The sequence below is a fragment of the Streptomyces sp. NPDC093221 genome (assembly GCF_044753885.1).
Lineage (GTDB): Bacteria > Actinomycetota > Actinomycetes > Streptomycetales > Streptomycetaceae > Actinacidiphila.
In genome coordinates this window covers 57,179-76,773 of sequence record NZ_JBIVOA010000008.1, presented here as the reverse complement: position 1 = coordinate 76,773, position 19,595 = coordinate 57,179, and the positions used below count along the sequence as shown (strand labels likewise).

Sequence of the window (19,595 nt, the reverse complement as noted above, 5' to 3'; positions counted from 1 at the left end):
TGCTTCGCCCTTTCGCTACTTCGTGAGGGCGGCGACGACGGCGTCCACGTACGCCTCCATCGACGCGGGACCGCCGAACATCCAGACGCCGTCGGGCAGTCGGCTCACGTGGCCCGCCTTGACGAAGGGCAGCGACTTCCACACGGCGTTCTTGGCGAGGGTGTCGGCGAAGGGGTCGCCGTCGGAGGCGTTCGCGATGTAGGTGAAGCGGATGTCGCCGAGCCCGGTGAGGCCCTCGACGTCGGTGGTGGCCAGGCCGTAGTCCTTGTCGCCCTTGACCTTCCAGGCGTTCGTGAGGCCGATCCGCTCGTTGACGTTCCCGATCAGGGAGCCGCTGGTGAACGGGCGTATCGAGACCTGGTTGGCCTGCACGTACCCGTCCCCGAAGGCGTACGGGGTCCCGGCGAGGCCAGCGTCCGCGAGGGCCTTCTTGCCCTCGGCGAGCTTCGCGTCGAACGCCTGCTTGACCTCGGTCGCCTTCTGCGTGGTGCCGGTCGCCTGCGCGATGAGGTCGAGGGACTTCGTCATCAGGCCGATCTGGTCGGTGGAGTCGGCGGACCTGATCTGGAGGACGGGGGCGATCTTCCGCAGTTGGGTCACGGCGGACGAGGTGAGGTCGGTGGTGGCGACGATGAGGTCGGGCGACAGGGCCGCGATCGTGTCCATGCTCGGCTCGCCGCGGGTGCCGATGTCCTTGGGGGAGTTCTTCAGCGGGGCGGCCTTGTCCCAGTCCGTGTACCCCTTCACATCGGCGACGCCGACCGGGTCGACGCCGAGCGCGACCAGGTCCTCGACGACGTTCCACTCGGTGCCGATGACCTTGGTGGCGGGCGCGTCGAGGCGTACCTCCGTACCGCTGGCGTCGGTGAGGGTGATCGGCCCCGAGGCCGAAGCGGAGGCGGAGTCCGTGGACTTGACCGACTCGTCGGCGGCGGAGTGCGTCGTTCCGCATCCGGTCAGGGCGAGGGCCGCGACGGCGGCGACGGTGGCTGCGGCGGCGGGTACGGGGAGGCGTCTCATGAGGTGGGGTGGAGCCTTTCGCTTCTGTTCCGGTCGCTTGTGGTCGGGTCGTTTGTGTTCCGGTCGTTTGTGGTCCGGTTCTCGGTCTGGCTTCTGCTGTGGTGGCGGCCGACGGCACGGGTCCGCAGCCGGCCGGTCGAGGGGTCGGTGTCGACGTCGACCCGGATGCCGTAGACCTCGGTGAGGCGTTCGGGGGTCAGGACGTCCTCGGGCCGGCCGTCGGCGACGATCCGGCCGTCGTGGAGCAGCGCGACGCGGTCGGCGACGGCCGCGGCCTGGTCGAGGTCGTGCAGGACGACGCCGACCGCGATCCCGTGGTCGTCGGCGAGGTCGCGGATCAGGTCGAGCAGTTCGATCTGGTACCGCAGGTCGAGATACGTCGTCGGCTCGTCGAGCAGCAGCACGCCGGTCTCCTGCGCGAGGCAGCTCGCGAGCCAGACCCGCTGGAGCTGTCCCCCCGACAGGTGCTCGACGCCCCGCGCGGCCAGGTGCTCGACCCCGGTCAGCGTCAGCGCCCGCTCCACCGCGCCGGTCCCGCCGGGGTCCGGCCGCCCCCAGCGCCCCCGGTGCGGATACCGGCCGAACTCCACGACGTCCCGCACGCTCAGCCCGCTCGGCGTCGGCCGCCCTTGGGTCAGCAGCGCCACCTGCCGCGCGAACTCCCGTGACGTGAGCTGGAATCCGTCCGTCCCCGCGTCCAGCGTCAGCGCGCCCTCCCGGGCCCGCTGCAACCGCGCCAGCGTCCGCAGCAGCGTCGACTTCCCACTGCCGTTCGGCCCCACCAGCGCCGTCACCTCGCCCGGCCGCAGCGACACGGCGGCGTCATGCACGACATCCACCCGGTCGTACGCGACCGTCATCCCTGTGGCCGCCAACTCATGCCCCCGCGAGGGCATCCCGCCGCCAGCACTCTCCCCAGCTCTCACACTGCTTAGGTTAGCCTAACCTAATCCCCCCTTCCCGCCGGGGTCACCTCTGCCCCTCCGGGACCCGCGCCCCCGCGTCCGAACCCGGCCTCTCTAGGCTCCCCTGGTGGACACCTTGGGGGCCGGAGCGCCCTGGCACGTTCTGGAAGAGGTCCCGCCCAGGCGCGAGCGGACACCGGGGCTGCTGGCCGGACTCCTGACGGCTGCCGACCGGCGCGCCTCCTGGGCGGAGTTGGACAAGCGCCTCCGCGATCACGTCGGAGCCCCGTACTTCGCCCCGGCCGCCGCCGCTCTCCTCGGTCTTCTCCCCGCCCTCGACCCGCACCACCGCCGCAGGGTCCTCGATCTGCTCGCCCGGCAGGCCCGCCTGCTGTCCGGGAAGCGGTGGCGGGAGGACCGGCTGGCGCTGGCTGCGCTGGTGGCCGGCCGGCCGCGGGTGGTCCCGTTCCTGTCCGACCCGCACGCGGGCGTGCGGACCTGTGCCGCCGTGTTCCTGGGGGAGGTCCCGGGCGACGACGCGTCGGCCCTCGACGGCCTCAGGAAGCAGGCGGCGGCTGAATCGGACCCCACGGCCCTGCAAGCCCAACTACTGGCGCTGGGAAGCCTGTCGGCGCACGGCGCTGTCACCGACGCGTCCTGGTGCCGGCCCTGGCTGACGCACCCCGACCCCCTGGTCCGGCTGGCCGCGATCCGGGCCGCCTTGCCGACCGCGACAACGTCCGCCGCCGCCAGGGGACTCGGCGGCACGGCCGGAAGCGCCTTCGTCGCGTTTGGTGCCGCGTCCCTGCCCGACGTGCCATGGGGGTCCCGGGGGCGCGAGGCGGTCCGCGGCTTCGCGGATCCGCTGCGGGCGCAGCCGCGGGAGGCGCGGGAACTGGTCGGCGCGTTGACCGGGGCCCCGAGGGCGGACCTGCGCCGCGCCGCCCTGGTGGCAGCCGACGCCCAACTGCGGTACTGGCGGCGTCCGTCGGCCGGACTGTGGGAAGCGGTCGTCGCCGGACTGGACGACGAGGACCGGGTCCGCGCGCAAGCGCTCGACATCCTCGCCGGGGGCGGAGCGGCGGTGACCCCGTACGCGGACCGGCTGGCGCGCTTCGTCCAGGAGCAGGACCGGGCCGCCACCTCGACGTTGACCGTCGATCTGGCAGTGCGGGCGCTGATGGGCGCGGCCGACGACCGTGCCCTGCCCCGGTACCGGGAGCGCTTCGGCAGCCATTACCTCAGGGGCGAGCCGCCGCCCCTGCGGTGGGCGCCGCACTTGCTGCCCGCCTTCCGCGAACGGCTCCGCGGCGGCCCCGGCGCCCGGGGCATACCCGAGGTGCTGAACGCCCTCACCGCGTGGGGCCCGTCCGCCGTGCCCGCGACACCGGAGTTGGCCGGACTGCTCGACACGACGTACGCCGGGCCCGCGGCCGACGCCCTGGGGCGGATCGGTCCCGCGGCCCGCATTGCGGGCGGCGAGGCGGTGGCCGACCTGCTCGCCGGACTCGCCCGCGGTGACCTGCGTCCCCCGCGCGGCGCCGACGGAATCGGCTGTGTGCCGCCGCCCGCGTCGCAGGGGTGGCACGGCGCGCAAACCGCTGCCTGGGCGCACTGGCGCGTCACCGGCGACCCCGAACTGGCCCTGCGCGTGATCGGCGCGGCAGCCCTTGCGGGCCTCGGCCGCCCGGCACTGGCCCGTCTCGCCGACCTCGGCTCCCTCGCCTTCCGCTACGCGGACGCCGTCCGGCCGTTGCTCGGCTGCCCCGGCGCGTGGAGCCGGGTCGGCGCGGCCGAGGCATGGTGGCGGCTGACCGGCGACGCGGCCACCGCCGTCGACACCCTGCTGCCCGAACTGCGGCCGCTGGCCGCGTACGAGGTCACGCCGCTCGTCCTGCGAACGGTCCAGGCGCTGGGACGCATCGGCAGCCCCGCGGCGGCCGCGGCGCCGACGCTGCGCGCCGTGCTGGACGCGGACCGCCGCTACGGCGGCGGCATCCTCCTGGACGAACAGATCTGCCGCGCGGCCACGGAGGCGCTGGACCGGATCGGCTGAGCCGCCTCGGCAGCCCGGCCCCGCTCAGCCGTTGAATGCCGTGCGGAGGCGGTCGGCGGCGTCGCGCAGGCCCGCCGCCAGCAGGTCGCGCTTGGCGCGGAGGTCGGCGGCGAAGTCGGCGTAGTAGGCGTCGGGCAGGGCGAGGGCCTCGGCGACGGCGTACTGGAAGGGCCCGGAGGCGACGTAGGTGAGGAACTGCTTGGTGGTGCGGACGGCGGCCACCAGCTCCCGCGACCCCGTCACCCAGGCCACTCCGTTTTCACGCACTCATTGCAGCGGTAGGTCGTCGGGCAGGATGCGGAAGGATTTGTGCCGGCTCAATGGGCGGACGGCACGGAAGTCCCGGCAGTCGAGCGTGAGAACGGCGTCAGTGTCGTACTCGGCAGCGAGTGCGACGTTCACGGCGTCGGCGAGATCGAGGCTGAGCGCGGTATACCGGGCGCGCAGCGTTTGTGCGGCTGAGAGGTGAGCCTCGGTGATTTCCGGCACGACGATCCGGCTTGTCCGCATCCACCGCCGGATGTCGTCGATCGCGCTGACAGCCGCTTCCCGTCCCAGCTCGCGGGTCGCGACATGATCGATCTCGGCGAGCAGCAGTGGGGACATCACGAGGAGTCCGGCAGCCATGATCGCCTCGTTGGCCCCCTGGTGTTCCGGGTGCGTGGAGTCGAGCGCGGCCAGCAGGCCCGATGTGTCGGCGACGACGATGATCACGCCGTGACCTCGGAATCGCCCTCGCGCCGGACGCCGTCGGCGACCGCGTTGCGGACGTCGTCCTTGGAAGGAGTACGTCCCGAACCTTCAAAGGTGCGGGAGAAAAGCGGTTCGTCCCAGACGCGGTTCGCCATGGCGGCGAGGTGGATGCCCTGCCGGATGATCTCGGCTTCACTGACCCCGCGCCGGGCGGCGGCTTCCTTGATGATCGCCAGATCTTCCGGGTCGGCGTAGACGTTGGTGCGCTTCATAGACATGTACCAAGAGTAGTCCATGTACCACGAATGGTGCATGTCGTATGGCGGCACAGTTAAGCAGCGCCTGGCTGCGAAACGCGTCCCCTGGCCTCCGGCCATGGATGACTGGGGGCCGGCGTGCCCTGGCACGTGCTGGAGGAGGTTCCACCCGGGCGGGAACACATACCCGGGCTGCTGGACGGGCCGCTGGTGGCCCCGGAGCGGCGGACCTCGTGGCACGCCGCCCGGGAACGGGTCAGTCACATGGCACTGCACGGCGCAATCACGTGCCTGTTCTTCGATGGGCTGCGGCTCCTGGCAGGCACGGCCAATGGGGCGGCTCTCAGCCGTTGAATGCCTTGCGGAGGCGGTCGGCGGCGTCGGTGAGGACTTCGGGGCGTTTGCAGAAGGCGAAGCGGACTTGGGTGCGGCCGGCGGTGGAGTGGTCGTAGAAGACGGAGTTGGGGACGGCGACGACGCCGCAGCGTTCGGGGAGGGCGCGGCAGAAGGTCAGGGCGTCGGTGCCGGGGGCGAGTTCGGTGATGTCGGTGGTGATGAAGTACGTGCCCTGGGGCTCGTAGGTCCGGAAGCCGGCGTCGCGCAGGCCCGCCGCCAGCAGGTCGCGCTTGGCGCGGAGGTCGGCGGCGAAGTCGGCGTAGTACGTGTCGGGCAGGGCGAGGGCCTCGGCGACGGCGTACTGGAAGGGCCCGGAGGCGACGTAGGTGAGGAATTGCTTGGTGGTGCGGACGGCGGCCACCAGCTCCCGCGGCCCCGTCACCCAGCCGACCTTCCAACCCGTGAACGAGAAGGTCTTGCCCGCTGAGGAGATGGAGACCGTGCGGTCCCGCATGCCGGGGAGCGAGATCAGCGGGATGTGTTCGCCGCCGTCGAAGACCAGGTGTTCGTAGACCTCGTCGGTGACGACGATGAGGTCGCGTTCGACGGCGAGTTCGGCGATGGCCGCCAACTCGTCGCGGGTGAGCACCATGCCCGTCGGGTTGTGCGGGGAGTTGAGGAGGAGCAGCCGCGTACGAGGCGTGACGGCGGCGCGCAGGGCGGCGAGGTCGGGGCGGAAGTCGGGGGCGCGCAGGGTCAGGGGGACGCGGACGGCGCCCGCCATGGCGATGCAGGCGGCGTAGGAGTCGTAGAACGGCTCGAACGCGATGACCTCGTCGCCCGGTTCGAGCAGGGCGAGCATCGCGGCGGCGATGGCCTCGGTGGCGCCCGCGGTGACCAGGACCTCGGTGTCGGGGTCGAAGTCGAGCCCGTAGAAACGGCGTTGGTGGTCGGCGATGGCGCGCCGCAGCTCGGGGACGCCGGGGCCCGGCGGGTACTGGTTGCCGCGGCCGTCGCGCAGGGCGCGGACGGCCGCCTCCCGTACGGACTCGGGACCGTCGGTGTCGGGGAAGCCCTGGCCGAGGTTGATCGCGCCGGTCGAGAGGGCCAGCGCCGACATCTCGGCGAAGATCGTCGTACCGAGGCCGTCGAGGCGGCGGTTCAGCAGCGGCCTGTCCCGCATGCGCCCACCTGCTTCCAGCCCGGCCATTTCCCGCCCGCCCGTTTCCCGCCCGCCCGCTTCCAGCCCGCCCGCTTCCCGCCCGTCCGCTTCCCGCCCGCCCATTTCCCGCACCCACTCTCCGTCGGAACCGTACGGGGACCGTACCGGGACGCGTCCCGGGTTCCGTACCGTACGGCGTCCGCAGCCGGGGGTGTGCGCCGGGCGCGCCCGGAAGCGGTGTGGGAACGACGTAGTGAACACGTGAGCCCTTAAGCGCTCCAAGGGATGGAAAGTACGCACAGATGGGTAAAAACGCTGAGGACGGCGTGAGTTTCATGATTCCGTAGCTCTCGGATCTACCGGACCCCACGTGGGCACCGAGCCGCCGCGTCTCTCCGTCAGACGCGGGTCGGCCCATCATCCACTGCGTGCTTGCGGAGCCGACCCATGCTCACCACCCTCCAGACCGCCTACACCGACACCCGTGCCGGAGACCTCGCGTGGTGTCTCGGGAAGGACCCGCTGCCCGCGCTCGCCGTGCTCGACCTCGAAGTCGGCGACACGCGCGGGCTGCGGGCCAAGGTCCAGATGCGGCTGCTCGGCGCGTCCCACCAGGTCCTGGTCGACACCGGTCGTGACGGCGGGTGTTCGGAGACCGTCGCGTGCATGCCGGGCAGCCAGGCGCCGCTGCCGTTCGGCGTGGCACGCAGGGTCGGCGGCTGGGACTACGAGTTCGCGGCCCGGATCGAGACGCTGTCGCAGGGCTCCTTCGCGGGCCGCGCCCAGGAGTTGCTCGCGCTGGTCGCCGACCACCCCAATGGTCTCGCGGGCACCTTCCCCGGCGACCCGCACGCCTTCACCGCGATGCTCGTGCAGTGCGCGGAGGGCAGTGTGCGGTGGCGCACCTGGCACGCGTACCCGCAGGAGGGACGGCTGGTGACCACCAGGACCCGGGTGAACGCCCTTCCTTGAAGGGGTGTTGGGGCGTACGGCGCCGGTCCGCGCGGAGCCGCGCCTCCCGACCCGTGCGGTACGGACGTACGTCGGCGGCACCCGCGCGCGGGCGGTCCGGCGCGCGAACCGTACCTCCGTACGCACCGACGGACGAACGCCCGTACGGCCGACGGCACATACGTCCACACCGTGCGCCGCACCCGTACCCCCGTGCGCCGGTGCGGTCCGCGAAAGCGCCGTCAACCGCCCCTGATTACACCCCTGTGGGTGACTTGTGCCGCCACCGGACTGACATAGCGTGCACTCATGATCGACCAGCCAGGCCGCACCGCGGCACCACTCGACCTGCGGCTTCCCGTGGCCGCGGGCGCCGCACGCGCGCTGGTCCTGGCCGCCGTCTTCGTCTGCGCCGCCTGCGGCCTGGTCTACGAGCTCGAACTCGTCGCGCTCGCCTCCTACTTGGTCGGCGACTCCGTCACCCAGGCGTCGGTCATCCTCTCCGTGATGGTCTTCGCGATGGGCTGCGGCTCGCTGCTCGCCAAGCGGCTGCGGATACGGGCCGCGGCCGGTTTCGCCGCCGTCGAGACGGCGCTCGCGCTGGTCGGCGGGCTGTCGGTGATGGCGCTCTACGCCTGCTTCGCGTGGGCGGGACAGGCCCGACTGGCCATGATCGGCTGCGCGTTCGCGATCGGCGTGCTGATCGGCGCCGAGGTACCGCTGCTGATGACGCTCGTCCAGCGGATCCGGCGGCAGGACGCGGGCGGCGCCGTCGCCGACCTCTTCGCCGCGGACTACGTGGGCGCGCTCGTCGGCGGCCTCGCCTTCCCCTTCCTTCTCCTGCCGCACTTCGGGCAGTTGACCGGCGCGCTGGCCACCGGTGTGGTCAACGCGGTGGCGGGCGGCGCGACCGTGCTGTGGCTCTTCCGCGGCGACCTGTCCGCCCGCACCCGCTGGTGGCTGCTGGCCGCGAACGTCTCCGTGCTCGCGGTGCTCGGCGCCGCCGCCGCTGCCGCCGGGCCCTTCGAAGCGGCGGCGCGGCACGCGGTGTACGGGGGACAGGTGCGCGTCGCGGAGCAGACCGCCGTGCAGGAGATCGTCCTCACCGGCGGCGGCAGGACCGGAGCCCCGCTCCAACTCTTCCTGGACGGACGGCTACGGGTCTGCGGCACGGACGAATTCCGTTACCACCAGGCCCTGGTGCACCCCGCGATGAACGGCCCGCACGGCCGCGTCCTCATCCTCGGCGGCGGCGACGGCCTCGCCCTGCGCGAAACGCTGCGCTACAGCGGGGTCCGCGCCGTCACCGTCGTGGACCTCGACGACGAACTCGTCCGCCTCGCCCGTACCGACCCCGGCCTGTCCGCGCTCAACCGGCACGCGTACGACGACCCGCGCGTCACCGCCGTCACGGCCGACGCCTTCGACTGGCTGCGCGAGGAGCGGCGCGGACCGTTCGACGTGATCATCGCCGACCTGCCGGACCCGGGGATCTCGCGCAGCGCGAAGCTGTACTCGGAGGAGTTCTACGGGCTCGCCGCGCGCACGCTGGCCCCCGGCGGGCGGCTCGCCGTCCACGCGGGCACGCCCAGCGCCTCCACGCACACCTTCTGGACCATCGAGGCCACCTTGCGGGCGGTGGGGCTGCGGACCGCGCCGTACTGGATCACCGGCCGCACGTGCGGGGCGCAGGCGGGGCCCGACCGCTGGTCGGGCTCGGTGCCGCCGTCCGCCACGAACTGGGGCTTCGTGCTGTCCGGCCTCACCACCCCCGCCATCGCCCTCCCGCCCCGCCACCCCCCTGACCTCTGGCTGACCCCCGCCCTGCTGCGCAAGGCCGCCGCCGCCCCGCTGGCCGGCCGCCCCACCGAGTCCCTCCCGGCCTCGACGTTGCTGCGCCCGAGGGTGCGGTGAGACGGCCGGCCGGCGGGGACGCCGGGTGGCGTAAGGGGACGGGACGCCCGCGTACGGGTGCGGGGGCGGGTGTACGGCGGCGGGCGCGTCGACAGGGGGGCGGGTGTACGGCGCCGGGCGGGTGCACAAGGGGGAGGGTGTACGGCGGCGGGCGTGTGCACAAGGGGGCGGGTGTACGGCGGTGGCGTACGGCGGCGGGCGCGTCCGTACGGGCCCGGGCCGCGTGCCACGTATGCCCGTAAAAAGTTCCGCCCGCGAAGCCGCGTGGCACCGTCCCGGTGGGTAGGCTCCGCCGCATGGAGCACGAGGTCTTCGTCCCGGTCAGCCCCACCCGCATCGGCCACGCCCTGCGCAGCCCCGCGCGCGTGACCGCGAGCCTGCCCGGCTGGCAGCCGGACGCGTCCGGCGCCGCGGACGGCGCCGACGGGGCTGACGGGTCCGCGCCGGAAGGCGGCGCCGCGGGCCGCCTCCGCCTGCGCGTGGGCGGCTCCACGATCACCTACCGCGGCACGGTCCGCGTCACCGGCACCTCGTCGCCCTTCGCGGCGGAGGCGAGCGGTACGGAGGTGCGCGGTACGGGCACGGTCAAGGCCACGCTGGAGATCGTCGTGGCCGAGGCCACGCACCCGGAGCCGGGCGCCCTGCTGATCTTCCGCGGCGCGGCCCAGGCCGAGGGCCGCCTGGCGTCGTACGAGCCGGACGTCGTGGAAGCGGCGGTACGGCGGCTGCTGGACCGTTTCTCCGCGGACCTGGCGGCGCACGCGCCGGAGGAGGAGACGGCCCCGGACCCGGCGTCCTCGGACGTGACCGTCGAAGAAACGATCGTGCCGGTCGTGGAGGCAGGGGCGGCCTCGGAGCGGCCGGAATCCTCGGAGCGGGCGGACGAGCCGGGCGCCGAGGCGGGAGCGGCGGACGCCGTGGCCGAGGAAGCCGCTGACACCGCTGGCGATACGGCTGACACCGCTGATGACACCGCGGAGGACGCCGCCGACACGCCCGCCGGGGACTCCAGGATCACCACGGAGTCCGACCCCTCCGACACCGACACCGACGCCGACGCCGACGCCGCCGCCGACTCCGCCGAGGCCGACTCCGATGAGGATGCCGAGCCCGCCGAGCCCGAGGCGGACGTCGTGGACGACCTCGGCGAGCCCGCCCCGCCGTCCGACCTGGACGACTTCGAGCTGGTCGAGGTCGAGGTGGAGGTCCCGGAGAGCGCCGCCGCGCTGGACGACCTGGTGCCGCCCGCCGAGGCCGCGCACGCCCGCCGCACGATGATCGGCCGCAGCGCCGAGGAGGTCGACCACGCGCCGCCGCGCGGACGCTACGCGCCCGTACCCGCGCCGGACGCCACCTCCGCGGCGGCGACCCTGCGCTGGGCGGCCCCCGCCGCCGCGGCTCTCGTCGCGTCCGCCGTGGTCGTCGGCCGGGTGCTGCGACGCCGCAGGTAACACAGCCCGGTTACTCTCGTTCCGTGTCGAACGAGACGAAGCTGACGGCGGGCGACGCCGAACTGATCCTGCGGCCCCACGACGGCTGCCGGATCGCCTCATTGAAGGTCGGCGGGACCGAACTCCTGCGCCAGGGAGACAAATTCGGCGCCTTCCTGATGGTGCCGTGGTGCGGCCGTACGGAGAACGGGGTGTTCCGCAACGGCGGTGTCACCCATCAACTCCCCGTCGACGCGCCCCCACACGCCATCCACGGCACCGGGCGCCACACCGCCTGGCAGGAGGCCGCGCCCGCGACCGAGACCACCGCCGCGTACTACTTCGACCTCGCCGAGCCGTGGCCGTACCCCGGACGGGTGACGCACACCGTCGAGTTGGCCCCGCACTCGGTGAAGCTGACGCTCAGCGTCGAGGCGGACGCGTCCGGCGACTCCTTCCCCGCGCAGGCGGGCTGGCACCCGTGGTGGCTGCGCAACCTCGGCCAGGGCGGCCAGGACGTTGAACTGGCCTTCACCGCCGCCTGGCAGGAGGAGCGCGGCGACAACCACCTGCCGAACGGCAACCGCGTCGACCCCAGGCCCGGCCCCTGGGACGACTGCTTCGGCATGCCCGACGGCGTGGACATCACCCTCACCTGGCCCGGCGAGATGACGGTCCGGGTGACCAGCCCCTCCGAATGGGCGGTCGTCTACACCGAGCCGACCGAGGCGGTCTGCGTCGAGCCCCAGTCCGGCCCGCCGAACGGCCTCAACACCCTGCCCCGCCTGGTCACCCCGATCGACCCGCTGGAGATCAGCACGGAGTGGACCTGGCACCGGATCGGCTGAGCCCCCGGCCTGCCGGGATACTTGTCGGCATGAGTGACCAGACGCGAGACGCGCTGCTGCGGCAGATCAAGGACAAGGCCGTGGTGCACGGCAAGGTGACCCTCTCCTCGGGGCTCGAGGCCGACTTCTACGTCGACCTGCGCCGGATCACCCTGGACGGCGAGGCCGCGCCGCTCGCCGGACAGGTGATGCTCGACCTCACCGCCGAACTGGACTTCGACGCGGTGGGCGGGCTGACGCTCGGCGCCGACCCGGTGGCCACCTCGATGCTGCACGCCGCCGCGGCGCGCGGGCAGCGGCTCGACGCGTTCGTGGTCCGCAAGGCCAACAAGGCGCACGGCTTGCAGCGCCGTATCGAGGGCACCGAGGTCAAGGGCCGACGCGTGCTGGTGGTCGAGGACACCTCGACCACGGGCGGTTCGCCGCTGACCGCGGTCGAGGCGGTACGGGAGGCGGGCGGCGAGGTGGTGGCCGTCGCCGTCATCGTGGACCGCGGCGCGGCCGGGGCGATCGCGGACGCGGGACTGCCGTACCTGGCCGCGTACTCGCTGGACGACCTGGGCCTCGCCTGAGTCGCGTGAGCCGCCTGAGCCGCGCAGCCGTGTCGCGGTCCTGAGCCGGTGCTGAGTCGGCGCTGAGCGGGCTCCGAGCTTGCCCCGACCGGGTCCTGAGCGCTTTCGACCGGCTCTGACCTGCGTTTTTCCGGCCTCTGGAGTGTTTCACGTGAAACACTCCAGAGGCCGTCGTCCACTGGGTGTGCACGGAGGTGGTGTATCCGTTCGAGTCTGGGAAGATGGGGGCGACAAAGACGTCGCCACGCCAGTAAGGCCACAGCAGGACCACCCGCAGATCATGAGGAGCGGACACGATGCCCATCGCAACCCCCGAGGTCTACAGCGAGATGCTCGACCGGGCGAAGGCAGGCAAGTTCGCCTACCCGGCCATCAATGTCACCTCGTCGCAGACCCTGCACGCCGCGCTGCGCGGCCTCGCCGAGGCGGAGAGCGACGGCATCATCCAGATCTCCACGGGCGGCGCGGAGTTCCTGGGCGGTCAGTACAACAAGGACATGGTGACCGGCTCGGTCGCGCTCGCCGAGTTCGCGCACATCGTGGCCGAGAAGTACCCGATCACGGTCGCGCTGCACACCGACCACTGTCCCAAGGACAAGCTGGACGCGTACGTGCGGCCGCTGCTGAAGGTCTCGCAGGAGCGCGTGGCAGCGGGCCGCGACCCGCTGTTCCAGTCCCACATGTGGGACGGCTCGGCGGAGAACCTGGACGACAACCTCGCCATCGCCAAGGAACTGCTGGCCGAGGCCGTCAAGGCCAAGATCATCCTGGAGATGGAGATCACCCCGACCGGCGGTGAGGAGGACGGCGTCTCGCACGAGATCAACGACAACCTCTACACCACCGTCGACGACGCCTACCGCACCGTCGAGGCCGTCGGCCTGGGCGAGCAGGGCCGCTACCTGCTGGCCGCCTCCTTCGGCAACGTCCACGGCGTCTACAAGCCGGGCAACGTCGTCCTGCGTCCGGGCATCCTCAAGGAGCTCCAGGACGCGGTCGCCCAGAAGTACGGCAAGGCCAACGCCTTCGACTTCGTCTTCCACGGCGGCTCGGGCTCCACGCTCGAGGAGATCAACGAGGCGCTGGAGAACGGCGTCGTCAAGATGAACATCGACACCGACCTCCAGTACGCCTTCACCCGGCCCGTCGCGGACCACATGTTCCGCAACTACGACGGCGTCCTGAAGGTCGACGGCGAGGTCGGCAACAAGAAGACCTACGACCCCCGCGTCTGGGGCAAGGCCGCCGAGGCCGGCATGGCCGCCCGCGTGGTCGTCGCCGCCGAGAACCTGCGGTCGGCGGGCAACAAGCGCAAGTAGTCCTCCGGACGGGTTCCGGGACGGCGTTCCGCACAGGGCCGGCTTCCGGACGGGACCGGCTTCCGGACGGGTTCCGGGACGGACCGCATGACGTTGTCGGCCCTCGTACGGCTGCGTGTGCGGGCGGCCTCCGGGCCTCCCCGCGCGGTTTCGGGCTCGCCGCCGAAGGCCCCTGGCATCTGCCGGGGGCCTTTACGGTGGGGGCTCGGGCAGACTGGAACGCATGGCCATCAACGAGAACCTGCTCGGGGGACCCGCCCCGACCCATCTGCCCGAAGACCCGGAGCCGCGCGAACTGCTCGCCTCCGGTACCGCGCCCGCCGAGGTCGCGGCGAAATACCCGGCCTCCTCGCTGGTCTGGGCGCAGCTCGCCGACGACGCCTTCGAGGCCGGCAGCGTCGTGGAGTCGTACGCCTACGCCCGTACCGGCTACCACCGCGGCCTCGACTCGCTGCGCCGCGCCGGGTGGAAGGGCCACGGTCCCGTGCCCTTCGAGCACGAGCCGAACCGCGGCTTCCTCCGCGCCCTGCACGCGCTGGCCCGCGCCGCCCAGGCGATCGGCGAGCAGGACGAGTACGAGCGCTGCACGGTCTTCCTGCGGGACAGCTCGCCGACCGCCGCCGACACCCTGACCTGACGGCCGGCCCGCCCTTCTCTTCCTGTTTCCCCCGCGTTCCCCCTGGGTCTCACCAGGGGGAACGTGCTTTGTCGCAGTCGTGCCACAAGGGCGGACCGACGCCTCATCCCCCGTATCCATGTGCGATTCTGATCCGGTTGTCCACACGCAGCACGGGGTGAGACCGGCCGGGGAGCCGGGGCCTCGACGACCGCTGCGCCAGCGCAGGGGGAGTCTTGGCACAGCCACGCCGTCAACCGGGCCGACGTCGGACGAGGGGCCGCGCCGCGATAGTCGGCTCCGCCCTGGCCGTGGGACTGATCATGGTGACCGCGGGCGTCGGGTACGCCACCTGGAACCACGGCAGGAACGTCGACTCCGCCGCCGCCATCGACCACGGCCTCGGCGCCACCACGGCACCGGCCCGCGACGCCAGCGGCAGTGACGGTGACACCGGGGGCGGCACTCCGCCGTCCGCGAGGGACAAGGCGGAGCCGCCGAAGGTCCCCGTCTCCGGCACCGGCCGCTTCAGCACCGCCGACGCCAGCGGCAAGGCCACGGGACACGGCACCGTCCGCCGCTACAAGGTCGAGGTCGAAGGCGGTATCGACCTGTCCGCCGCCGACGCCGCCCACGAGATCGCCGCCATCCTCGCCAACCCCCGCGGCTGGACCGCCGACGGCCACGACGGCTTCCAGCTCGTCTCCTCCGGCCGCGCCGACTTCGTCGTCAAGATCGCCACCCCCGACACCGTCGACGACATCTGCGGCGCCGCCGGTCTCCTCACCCGCGGCGAGGTCAACTGCGACGTCGGCTCCACCGTCGTCGTCAACCTCAAGCGCTGGCTGCTCGGCTCCCCCGAGTTCAAGGGCCCCATCGAGGGCTACCGCGCCCTGATCATCAACCACGAGGTCGGCCACCGCATCGGCCACGGCCACGAGGGCTGCCCGGGCCCGGGAAAGCCGGCCCCGGTGATGATGCAGCAGATCAAGGGCCTGAACGGGTGCCGAGCGAACGAGTGGCCGTACGACCCGAAGGGGACGTACGTGGGAGGTCCGGGGGTGGAGTGAGGGGTGATCCCTCTGGCGCCCCCTTTTTGCCGCCCTCTCGCCTCCGGCGGCTTAAATCCGGTGTCGACGGTCGATCGTGCTCGCTCCCTCGTTCCTCGGTCGCTGTGCGCGTTCTCCCTTTCAACACCGGCGCCGCCTTTGGCTCGCTGGCTACCGGCGAACCCGCCTGCGCAGCGGTGCCGGAGGGGCGCAGCCCCTCGCGCGAGCGCACCCCGGGGGCGGTGGCCCTTGCGCAGGGGCACCCTGGGGGGAGCCTGGCCTTGCCGGATTGGGCCGCACCGCAGATGATCTCGGCGTAGCCCGGTGATCCCGGGTCCGCTTCTGGAGGTAAGACCATGTCCGACGCACCGACCGATGAGGCGGCGACCCCGAACCTCTCGTTCGAGGGCAGCACGCCGTACGAGGACTACGTGCAGGCGTCCGTACTGACCCACTTGCAGCACCCGTTGTCCGACGAGCCCGGCGAGATGGCCTTTCTGGTCACCACGCAGGTGATGGAGCTGTGGTTCACGTTGCTGGTCCACGAATGGACCACCGCGGCGGCGGCGCTCAGGGAGGACGACCTGCCGACGGCGATGGCGGCGCTCAGGCGCAGCCTGCCGGAGCTGGAGTCGCTGAACGCCTCGTGGAAACCGATCGCCAATCTCACCCCCGCGCAGTTCAACGCGTACCGGTCGGCCCTCGGTGAGGGCTCCGGGTTCCAGTCGGCGATGTACCGGCGGCTGGAGTTCCTGCTCGGGGACAAGTCCGCGTCGATGCTGGTGCCGCACCGGGGCACCCCCAGCGCGCACGCGGAGCTGGAGAAGGCGCTGACCGAGCCGAGCCTGTACGACGAGGTGCTGCGGCTGCTCAGCCGCCGCGGCTATGCGGTGCCCGCCGAGGTGCTGGAGCGCGACCCGGCGCTGCGGTACGAGCCGCACGCGGAGGTCGAGCGGGCGTGGCAGAGCGTGTACGCGGACGCCGACCAGGACACCGAGCTGATCAGGCTCGGCGAGGCCCTGACGGATGTCGCCGAGCTGGTCTGGCGCTGGCGCAACGACCACCTGGTGGCCACGCGCAGGGCGATGGGCGCCAAGTCGGGCACGGGCGGTTCGGCGGGGGTGGCCTGGCTGGAGAAGCGCGCCACGAAGAACGTCTTTCCCGAGCTGTGGACGGCGCGCAGCCATGTCTGAGGCCGTCGCGGCACGGGATGCCGCCCTTCAGGACCGCGCGGACGCGCTGGACGCCGCCGATCCGCTGGCCGCCGTGCGGGACCGCTTCGTGCTGGACGACACCGTCTATCTGGACGGCAACTCGCTGGGCGCGCTGTCCACCGCCGTGCTGCCCCGGCTGAGCGACGTCGTCACCCGGGAGTGGGGCGAGCTGCGCATCCGGTCCTGGGAGGAGAGCGGCTGGTGGACCGCACCCGAGCGGATCGGCGACCGGATCGCGCCGCTGGTGGGCGCCGCGCCGGGGCAGGTCGTGGTCGGGGACTCGACCAGCGTGAATGTCTTCAAGGCGCTGGTCGCCGCCGTGCGGATGGCGCCCGCCGACCGCACCGAGATCCTGGTAGACGCGGCGACCTTCCCCACGGACGGCTACATCGCCGCGTCGGCGGCCCGGCTGACCGGTCACACCGTGCGCGCGGTGGACGCGGCCGAGATCGCGGACGCGGCCGGTGAACGTACCGCCGTGGCGCTGGTCAACCACGTGGACTACCGCACCGGGCGGCTGCACGACCTGTCCGCCGTCACGGCGGCCCTGCACGCGGCGGGCGCGCTCGCGGTCTGGGACCTGTGCCACAGCGCGGGCGCGCTGCCCGTCGCGCTCGACGCGGGCGGCGTGGACCTCGCGGTCGGCTGCACGTACAAGTACCTCAACGGCGGGCCCGGCGCGCCCGCGTACCTCTATGTGCGGCGTGAGCTTCAGCCGCGCTTCGACTCGCCGCTGCCGGGCTGGAACTCGCACGCCGACCCGTTCGGCATGGCCCCGGAGTACGCCCCGGCGGACGGCGCGCCCCGCGGGCGGGTCGGCACGCCGGAGATCCTGTCGCTGCTCGCGTTGGACGCGGCGCTCGACGTCTGGGACGGTGTCGCCGTCGCGGACGTGCGGGCCAAGAGCCTGGCGCTGACCGACTTCTTCCTGGACTGCGTGGCCGCGCTGGTGCCGTACGGGCGCGCCGAGCCGATCACACCCGCCGACCACGCGGAGCGCGGCAGCCAGGTCTCGCTGCGCTGCGCGGGGGCGGGCGAGGTGATGCGCGAGCTGACCGCGCGCGGCATCGTCGGCGACTACCGGCGCCCCGACGTGCTGCGCTTCGGCTTCACACCGCTCTACACCCGGTACGCCGACGCCTTGCGCGCCGCCCGCGTACTGGCCGACGTCCTGGCCGGCGGGCCGGGCACGCCCGTCGCGGCCCGACCCACCGCCGTACCGCAGAAAACCGACCCGCTCGACGTACCCGAAGGGACCACGTAACCGATGTCCGCTGCCGACCCCTCCACGTCCCCGCCCGCCGCCGATGCCGCCTCCGGGCGACGGGCGGCGGCCGAGGAGGCGTCGGCGTTCGGCCACGCTCCGGTGCCGCCGGACGCCACCGCGTCCTACGGCGACCACCCCGACCAGGTGGTCGACTTCTACCGGCCCGCCCCCGCCGAAGGCGCCCCCACCGGCCGTCCGGCCCCGCTGGTGGCCCTCTTCCACGGCGGTGCCTGGCGCGCCGCCCACGACCGCGCCCACGTCTCGCCGCTCGCGGCCCACCTCACCACCCACGGCTACGCTGTCGCGTCGGTCGAATACCGCCGCGGCCCGGCCCTTGAGGCGCCGCAGGAAGGCCGCGACGGCTCGGACCCCGCGCCCGACGCGCTGCCACCGGCCGGGCGCTGGCCCGACACCTTCGACGACGTGGCCGCCGCCCTCGACGCGCTGCCCGCGCTCGCCGTGCGGGCGCTCGGCGCCGACGTGGTCGACCCCCGCCGCACCGTCCTGACCGGCCACAGCGCGGGCGGCCACCTCGCGCTGTGGGCCGCCGCCCGTCATGTCCTGCCCCCTGAATCCCCCTGGCACCGCCCCTCACCTCCCCCCGTACGCGGCGTCGTGGCCCTCGCCCCGATCGCCGACCTCACCTCGGCGATCCGGCTGGGTGTCTGCTCCGGCGCGGTCGTCGACCTGCTGGGCGGACCCGAGCACCTGACGGCACGTCTGCCTGACGCCGACCCCGCCGCGCTGCTGCCCACCGGTATCGCCACAACCATCGTGCACGGCACCACTGACAATGAGGTTCCGTCGCAGGTCAGCCAGGCTTTCGCCCGTGCCGCGGCGGTCGCGGGCGAGGAGGTCGTCGCCGCGTGGCTGCCCGGCACCGGCCACTTCCCGCTGATCGACCCGTCCACGGCGGCCTGCGCGGCCGTCGCGGACGAGATCGCCCAACTCGCCTGGTAGCCGGGGCTGCCCGGCAGCGCGAAGGCCCCCGCCCGGTTCGACCGGGCGGGGGCCTTCGTGTGCGTGCGGTGCCGAGGGGGTCAGCGGGAGCGCTTGGCCAGCCGCTCGACGTCCAGGAGGATCACGGCGCGGGCCTCCAGGCGGAGCCAGCCGCGGCCCGCGAAGTCCGCGAGGGCCTTGTTGACGGTCTCGCGCGAGGCGCCGACGAGCTGGGCCAGCTCTTCCTGCGTGAGGTCGTGGACGACGTGGATGCCCTCTTCCGACTGCACGCCGAAGCGGCGGGAGAGGTCGAGCAGCGCCTTGGCGACGCGGCCGGGGACGTCGGAGAAGACCAGGTCGGACATGACGTCGTTGGTGCGGCGCAGGCGGCGGGCGACGGCGCGGAGCAGGGCGGTGGAGACCTCGGGCCGTACGTTCAGCCAGGGCTGGAGGTCGCCGTGGCCCAGGCCGAGCAGCTTCAGCTCGGTCAGCGCGGTGGCGGTGGCGGTGCGCGGGCCGGGGTCGAAGAGCGACAGCTCGCCGATCAACTCACCGGGGCCGACCACGGCGAGCATGTTCTCGCGGCCGTCGGGCGAGGTGCGGTGCAGCTTGACCTTGCCTTCGGTGACGACGTACAGCCGGTCCCCGGGGTCACCCTCGTGGAACAGCGAGTCGCCACGCGCGAGCGTGACCTCCGTCATGGAGGCGCGCAGTTCAGCGGCCTGCTCGTCGTCGAGCGCCGCGAAAAGCGGGGCACGGCGCAGAACGTCGTCCACGAGCTCTCTCCTTGTCGACATCGCTGGGATTTCCCCATGATGCATGACGTCTCAAACAGTGCGATCAATCACAAGGATGTCTTATCCAGGCCCGTAGCCGTGCTCCGGGGGTCCGATTGGGGGTCCGATCGGGGTCCGTAAACGGCTCAGGAAGGGCCGAACGGGTGGCCCCTGAGCCGGATTCCGCTATAAGCGAACAACATAACGGCTGGGGTGTTGGAGTGGGCCCTTCGCGCAAGGCCGTACGAATTTCGTACGAATTCCTGCGCGC

The 19,595-nt window shown here is 72.8% G+C and carries 18 protein-coding genes and 1 pseudogene; 12 read left to right on the top strand and 7 right to left on the bottom strand.

Translation table 11 applies throughout. From position 1 onward, the window contains the following. Positions 1-15 precede the first annotated feature (15 nt). Both ACIQCJ_RS26865 and ACIQCJ_RS26860 read right to left on the bottom strand, forming a co-directional pair. Positions 16-1,020, bottom strand: a complete 1,005-nt coding sequence (locus ACIQCJ_RS26865; RefSeq protein ID WP_402712771.1) for an iron-siderophore ABC transporter substrate-binding protein — start codon at positions 1,018-1,020, stop codon at positions 16-18. Further along, positions 1,017-1,916, bottom strand: a complete 900-nt coding sequence (locus ACIQCJ_RS26860) for an ABC transporter ATP-binding protein (protein WP_402712934.1) — start codon at positions 1,914-1,916, stop codon at positions 1,017-1,019. The genes ACIQCJ_RS26865 and ACIQCJ_RS26860 overlap by 4 nt, the downstream gene beginning before the upstream one ends. 136 nt (positions 1,917-2,052) lie before the next feature. On the opposite strand from ACIQCJ_RS26860, the gene ACIQCJ_RS26855 reads away from it, so the two are divergent. Continuing rightward, positions 2,053-3,981, top strand: a complete 1,929-nt coding sequence (locus tag ACIQCJ_RS26855; protein WP_402712770.1) for a hypothetical protein — start codon at positions 2,053-2,055, stop codon at positions 3,979-3,981. A 57-nt stretch (positions 3,982-4,038) separates the two neighbouring features. On the opposite strand, the pseudogene ACIQCJ_RS26850 reads toward ACIQCJ_RS26855, so the two are convergent. From ACIQCJ_RS26850 to ACIQCJ_RS26835, 4 genes and pseudogenes are all read right to left on the bottom strand, one after another. Further along, a pseudogene (locus ACIQCJ_RS26850) lies at positions 4,039-4,233 on the bottom strand (aminotransferase); the annotation flags it as partial. A 15-nt stretch (positions 4,234-4,248) separates the two neighbouring features. After that, positions 4,249-4,695: a type II toxin-antitoxin system VapC family toxin gene (locus ACIQCJ_RS26845; RefSeq protein WP_401305902.1), complete on the bottom strand. Its 447-nt coding sequence runs from the start codon at positions 4,693-4,695 to the stop codon at positions 4,249-4,251. After that, the gene (locus ACIQCJ_RS26840) at positions 4,692-4,952 is read right to left on the bottom strand and encodes a CopG family transcriptional regulator (protein ID WP_402712769.1); all 261 of its coding nucleotides are present in this window, start codon (positions 4,950-4,952) and stop codon (positions 4,692-4,694) included. Before ACIQCJ_RS26840 ends, ACIQCJ_RS26845 begins: the two co-directional genes overlap by 4 nt. Before the next feature lie 322 nt (positions 4,953-5,274). Then, a complete protein-coding gene (locus ACIQCJ_RS26835) occupies positions 5,275-6,450 on the bottom strand; it encodes a pyridoxal phosphate-dependent aminotransferase (RefSeq protein WP_402712768.1) in 1,176 nt (391 codons plus the stop codon). A gap of 426 nt (positions 6,451-6,876) precedes the next feature. Between ACIQCJ_RS26835 and ACIQCJ_RS26830 the strand changes: the two genes are divergently transcribed. The 11 genes from ACIQCJ_RS26830 (at position 6,877) to ACIQCJ_RS26780 (ending at position 18,569) form a co-directional block, all read left to right on the top strand. After that, complete coding sequence (locus ACIQCJ_RS26830; RefSeq protein WP_355346222.1) at positions 6,877-7,401, top strand: DUF2617 family protein; 525 nt, start codon at positions 6,877-6,879, stop codon at positions 7,399-7,401. 288 nt (positions 7,402-7,689) lie between these two features. Beyond that, on the top strand, positions 7,690-9,294 hold the full coding sequence (locus tag ACIQCJ_RS26825) for a polyamine aminopropyltransferase (protein ID WP_391041565.1): 1,605 nt from the start codon (positions 7,690-7,692) through the stop codon (positions 9,292-9,294). Between the two features lie 296 nt (positions 9,295-9,590). Then, positions 9,591-10,745, top strand: coding sequence for a CoxG family protein (locus ACIQCJ_RS26820; RefSeq protein ID WP_402712767.1), 1,155 nt, complete (start codon positions 9,591-9,593; stop codon positions 10,743-10,745). Positions 10,746-10,768: 23 nt separating this feature from the next. Continuing rightward, positions 10,769-11,572, top strand: coding sequence for an aldose 1-epimerase (locus tag ACIQCJ_RS26815; protein WP_355346213.1), 804 nt, complete (start codon positions 10,769-10,771; stop codon positions 11,570-11,572). Positions 11,573-11,601: 29 nt separating this feature from the next. Then, on the top strand, positions 11,602-12,144 hold the full coding sequence (gene pyrE / locus ACIQCJ_RS26810; RefSeq protein ID WP_355346210.1) for an orotate phosphoribosyltransferase: 543 nt from the start codon (positions 11,602-11,604) through the stop codon (positions 12,142-12,144). Positions 12,145-12,440: 296 nt separating this feature from the next. Beyond that, the gene (fbaA, locus tag ACIQCJ_RS26805; protein ID WP_355346207.1) at positions 12,441-13,463 is read left to right on the top strand and encodes a class II fructose-bisphosphate aldolase; all 1,023 of its coding nucleotides are present in this window, start codon (positions 12,441-12,443) and stop codon (positions 13,461-13,463) included. Between the two features lie 223 nt (positions 13,464-13,686). Continuing rightward, positions 13,687-14,100: a DUF3151 domain-containing protein gene (locus ACIQCJ_RS26800; RefSeq protein ID WP_355346204.1), complete on the top strand. Its 414-nt coding sequence runs from the start codon at positions 13,687-13,689 to the stop codon at positions 14,098-14,100. A 290-nt stretch (positions 14,101-14,390) separates the two neighbouring features. Next, positions 14,391-15,149, top strand: coding sequence for a DUF3152 domain-containing protein (locus ACIQCJ_RS26795; protein ID WP_402712766.1), 759 nt, complete (start codon positions 14,391-14,393; stop codon positions 15,147-15,149). 335 nt (positions 15,150-15,484) lie between these two features. Further along, positions 15,485-16,321, top strand: coding sequence for a tryptophan 2,3-dioxygenase family protein (locus tag ACIQCJ_RS26790; protein WP_401851871.1), 837 nt, complete (start codon positions 15,485-15,487; stop codon positions 16,319-16,321). Next, complete coding sequence (gene kynU, locus ACIQCJ_RS26785; RefSeq protein WP_402712765.1) at positions 16,314-17,606, top strand: kynureninase; 1,293 nt, start codon at positions 16,314-16,316, stop codon at positions 17,604-17,606. The genes ACIQCJ_RS26790 and kynU overlap by 8 nt, the downstream gene beginning before the upstream one ends. A 3-nt stretch (positions 17,607-17,609) precedes the next feature. After that, positions 17,610-18,569 (top strand): alpha/beta hydrolase fold domain-containing protein, encoded by a 960-nt coding sequence (locus tag ACIQCJ_RS26780; protein ID WP_391041556.1) that lies wholly within the window; start codon positions 17,610-17,612, stop codon positions 18,567-18,569. A gap of 80 nt (positions 18,570-18,649) precedes the next feature. Here ACIQCJ_RS26780 and ACIQCJ_RS26775 read toward each other — a convergent pair whose 3' ends face one another. Then, on the bottom strand, positions 18,650-19,324 hold the full coding sequence (locus tag ACIQCJ_RS26775; protein WP_033174884.1) for a Crp/Fnr family transcriptional regulator: 675 nt from the start codon (positions 19,322-19,324) through the stop codon (positions 18,650-18,652). Positions 19,325-19,595 lie beyond the last annotated feature (271 nt).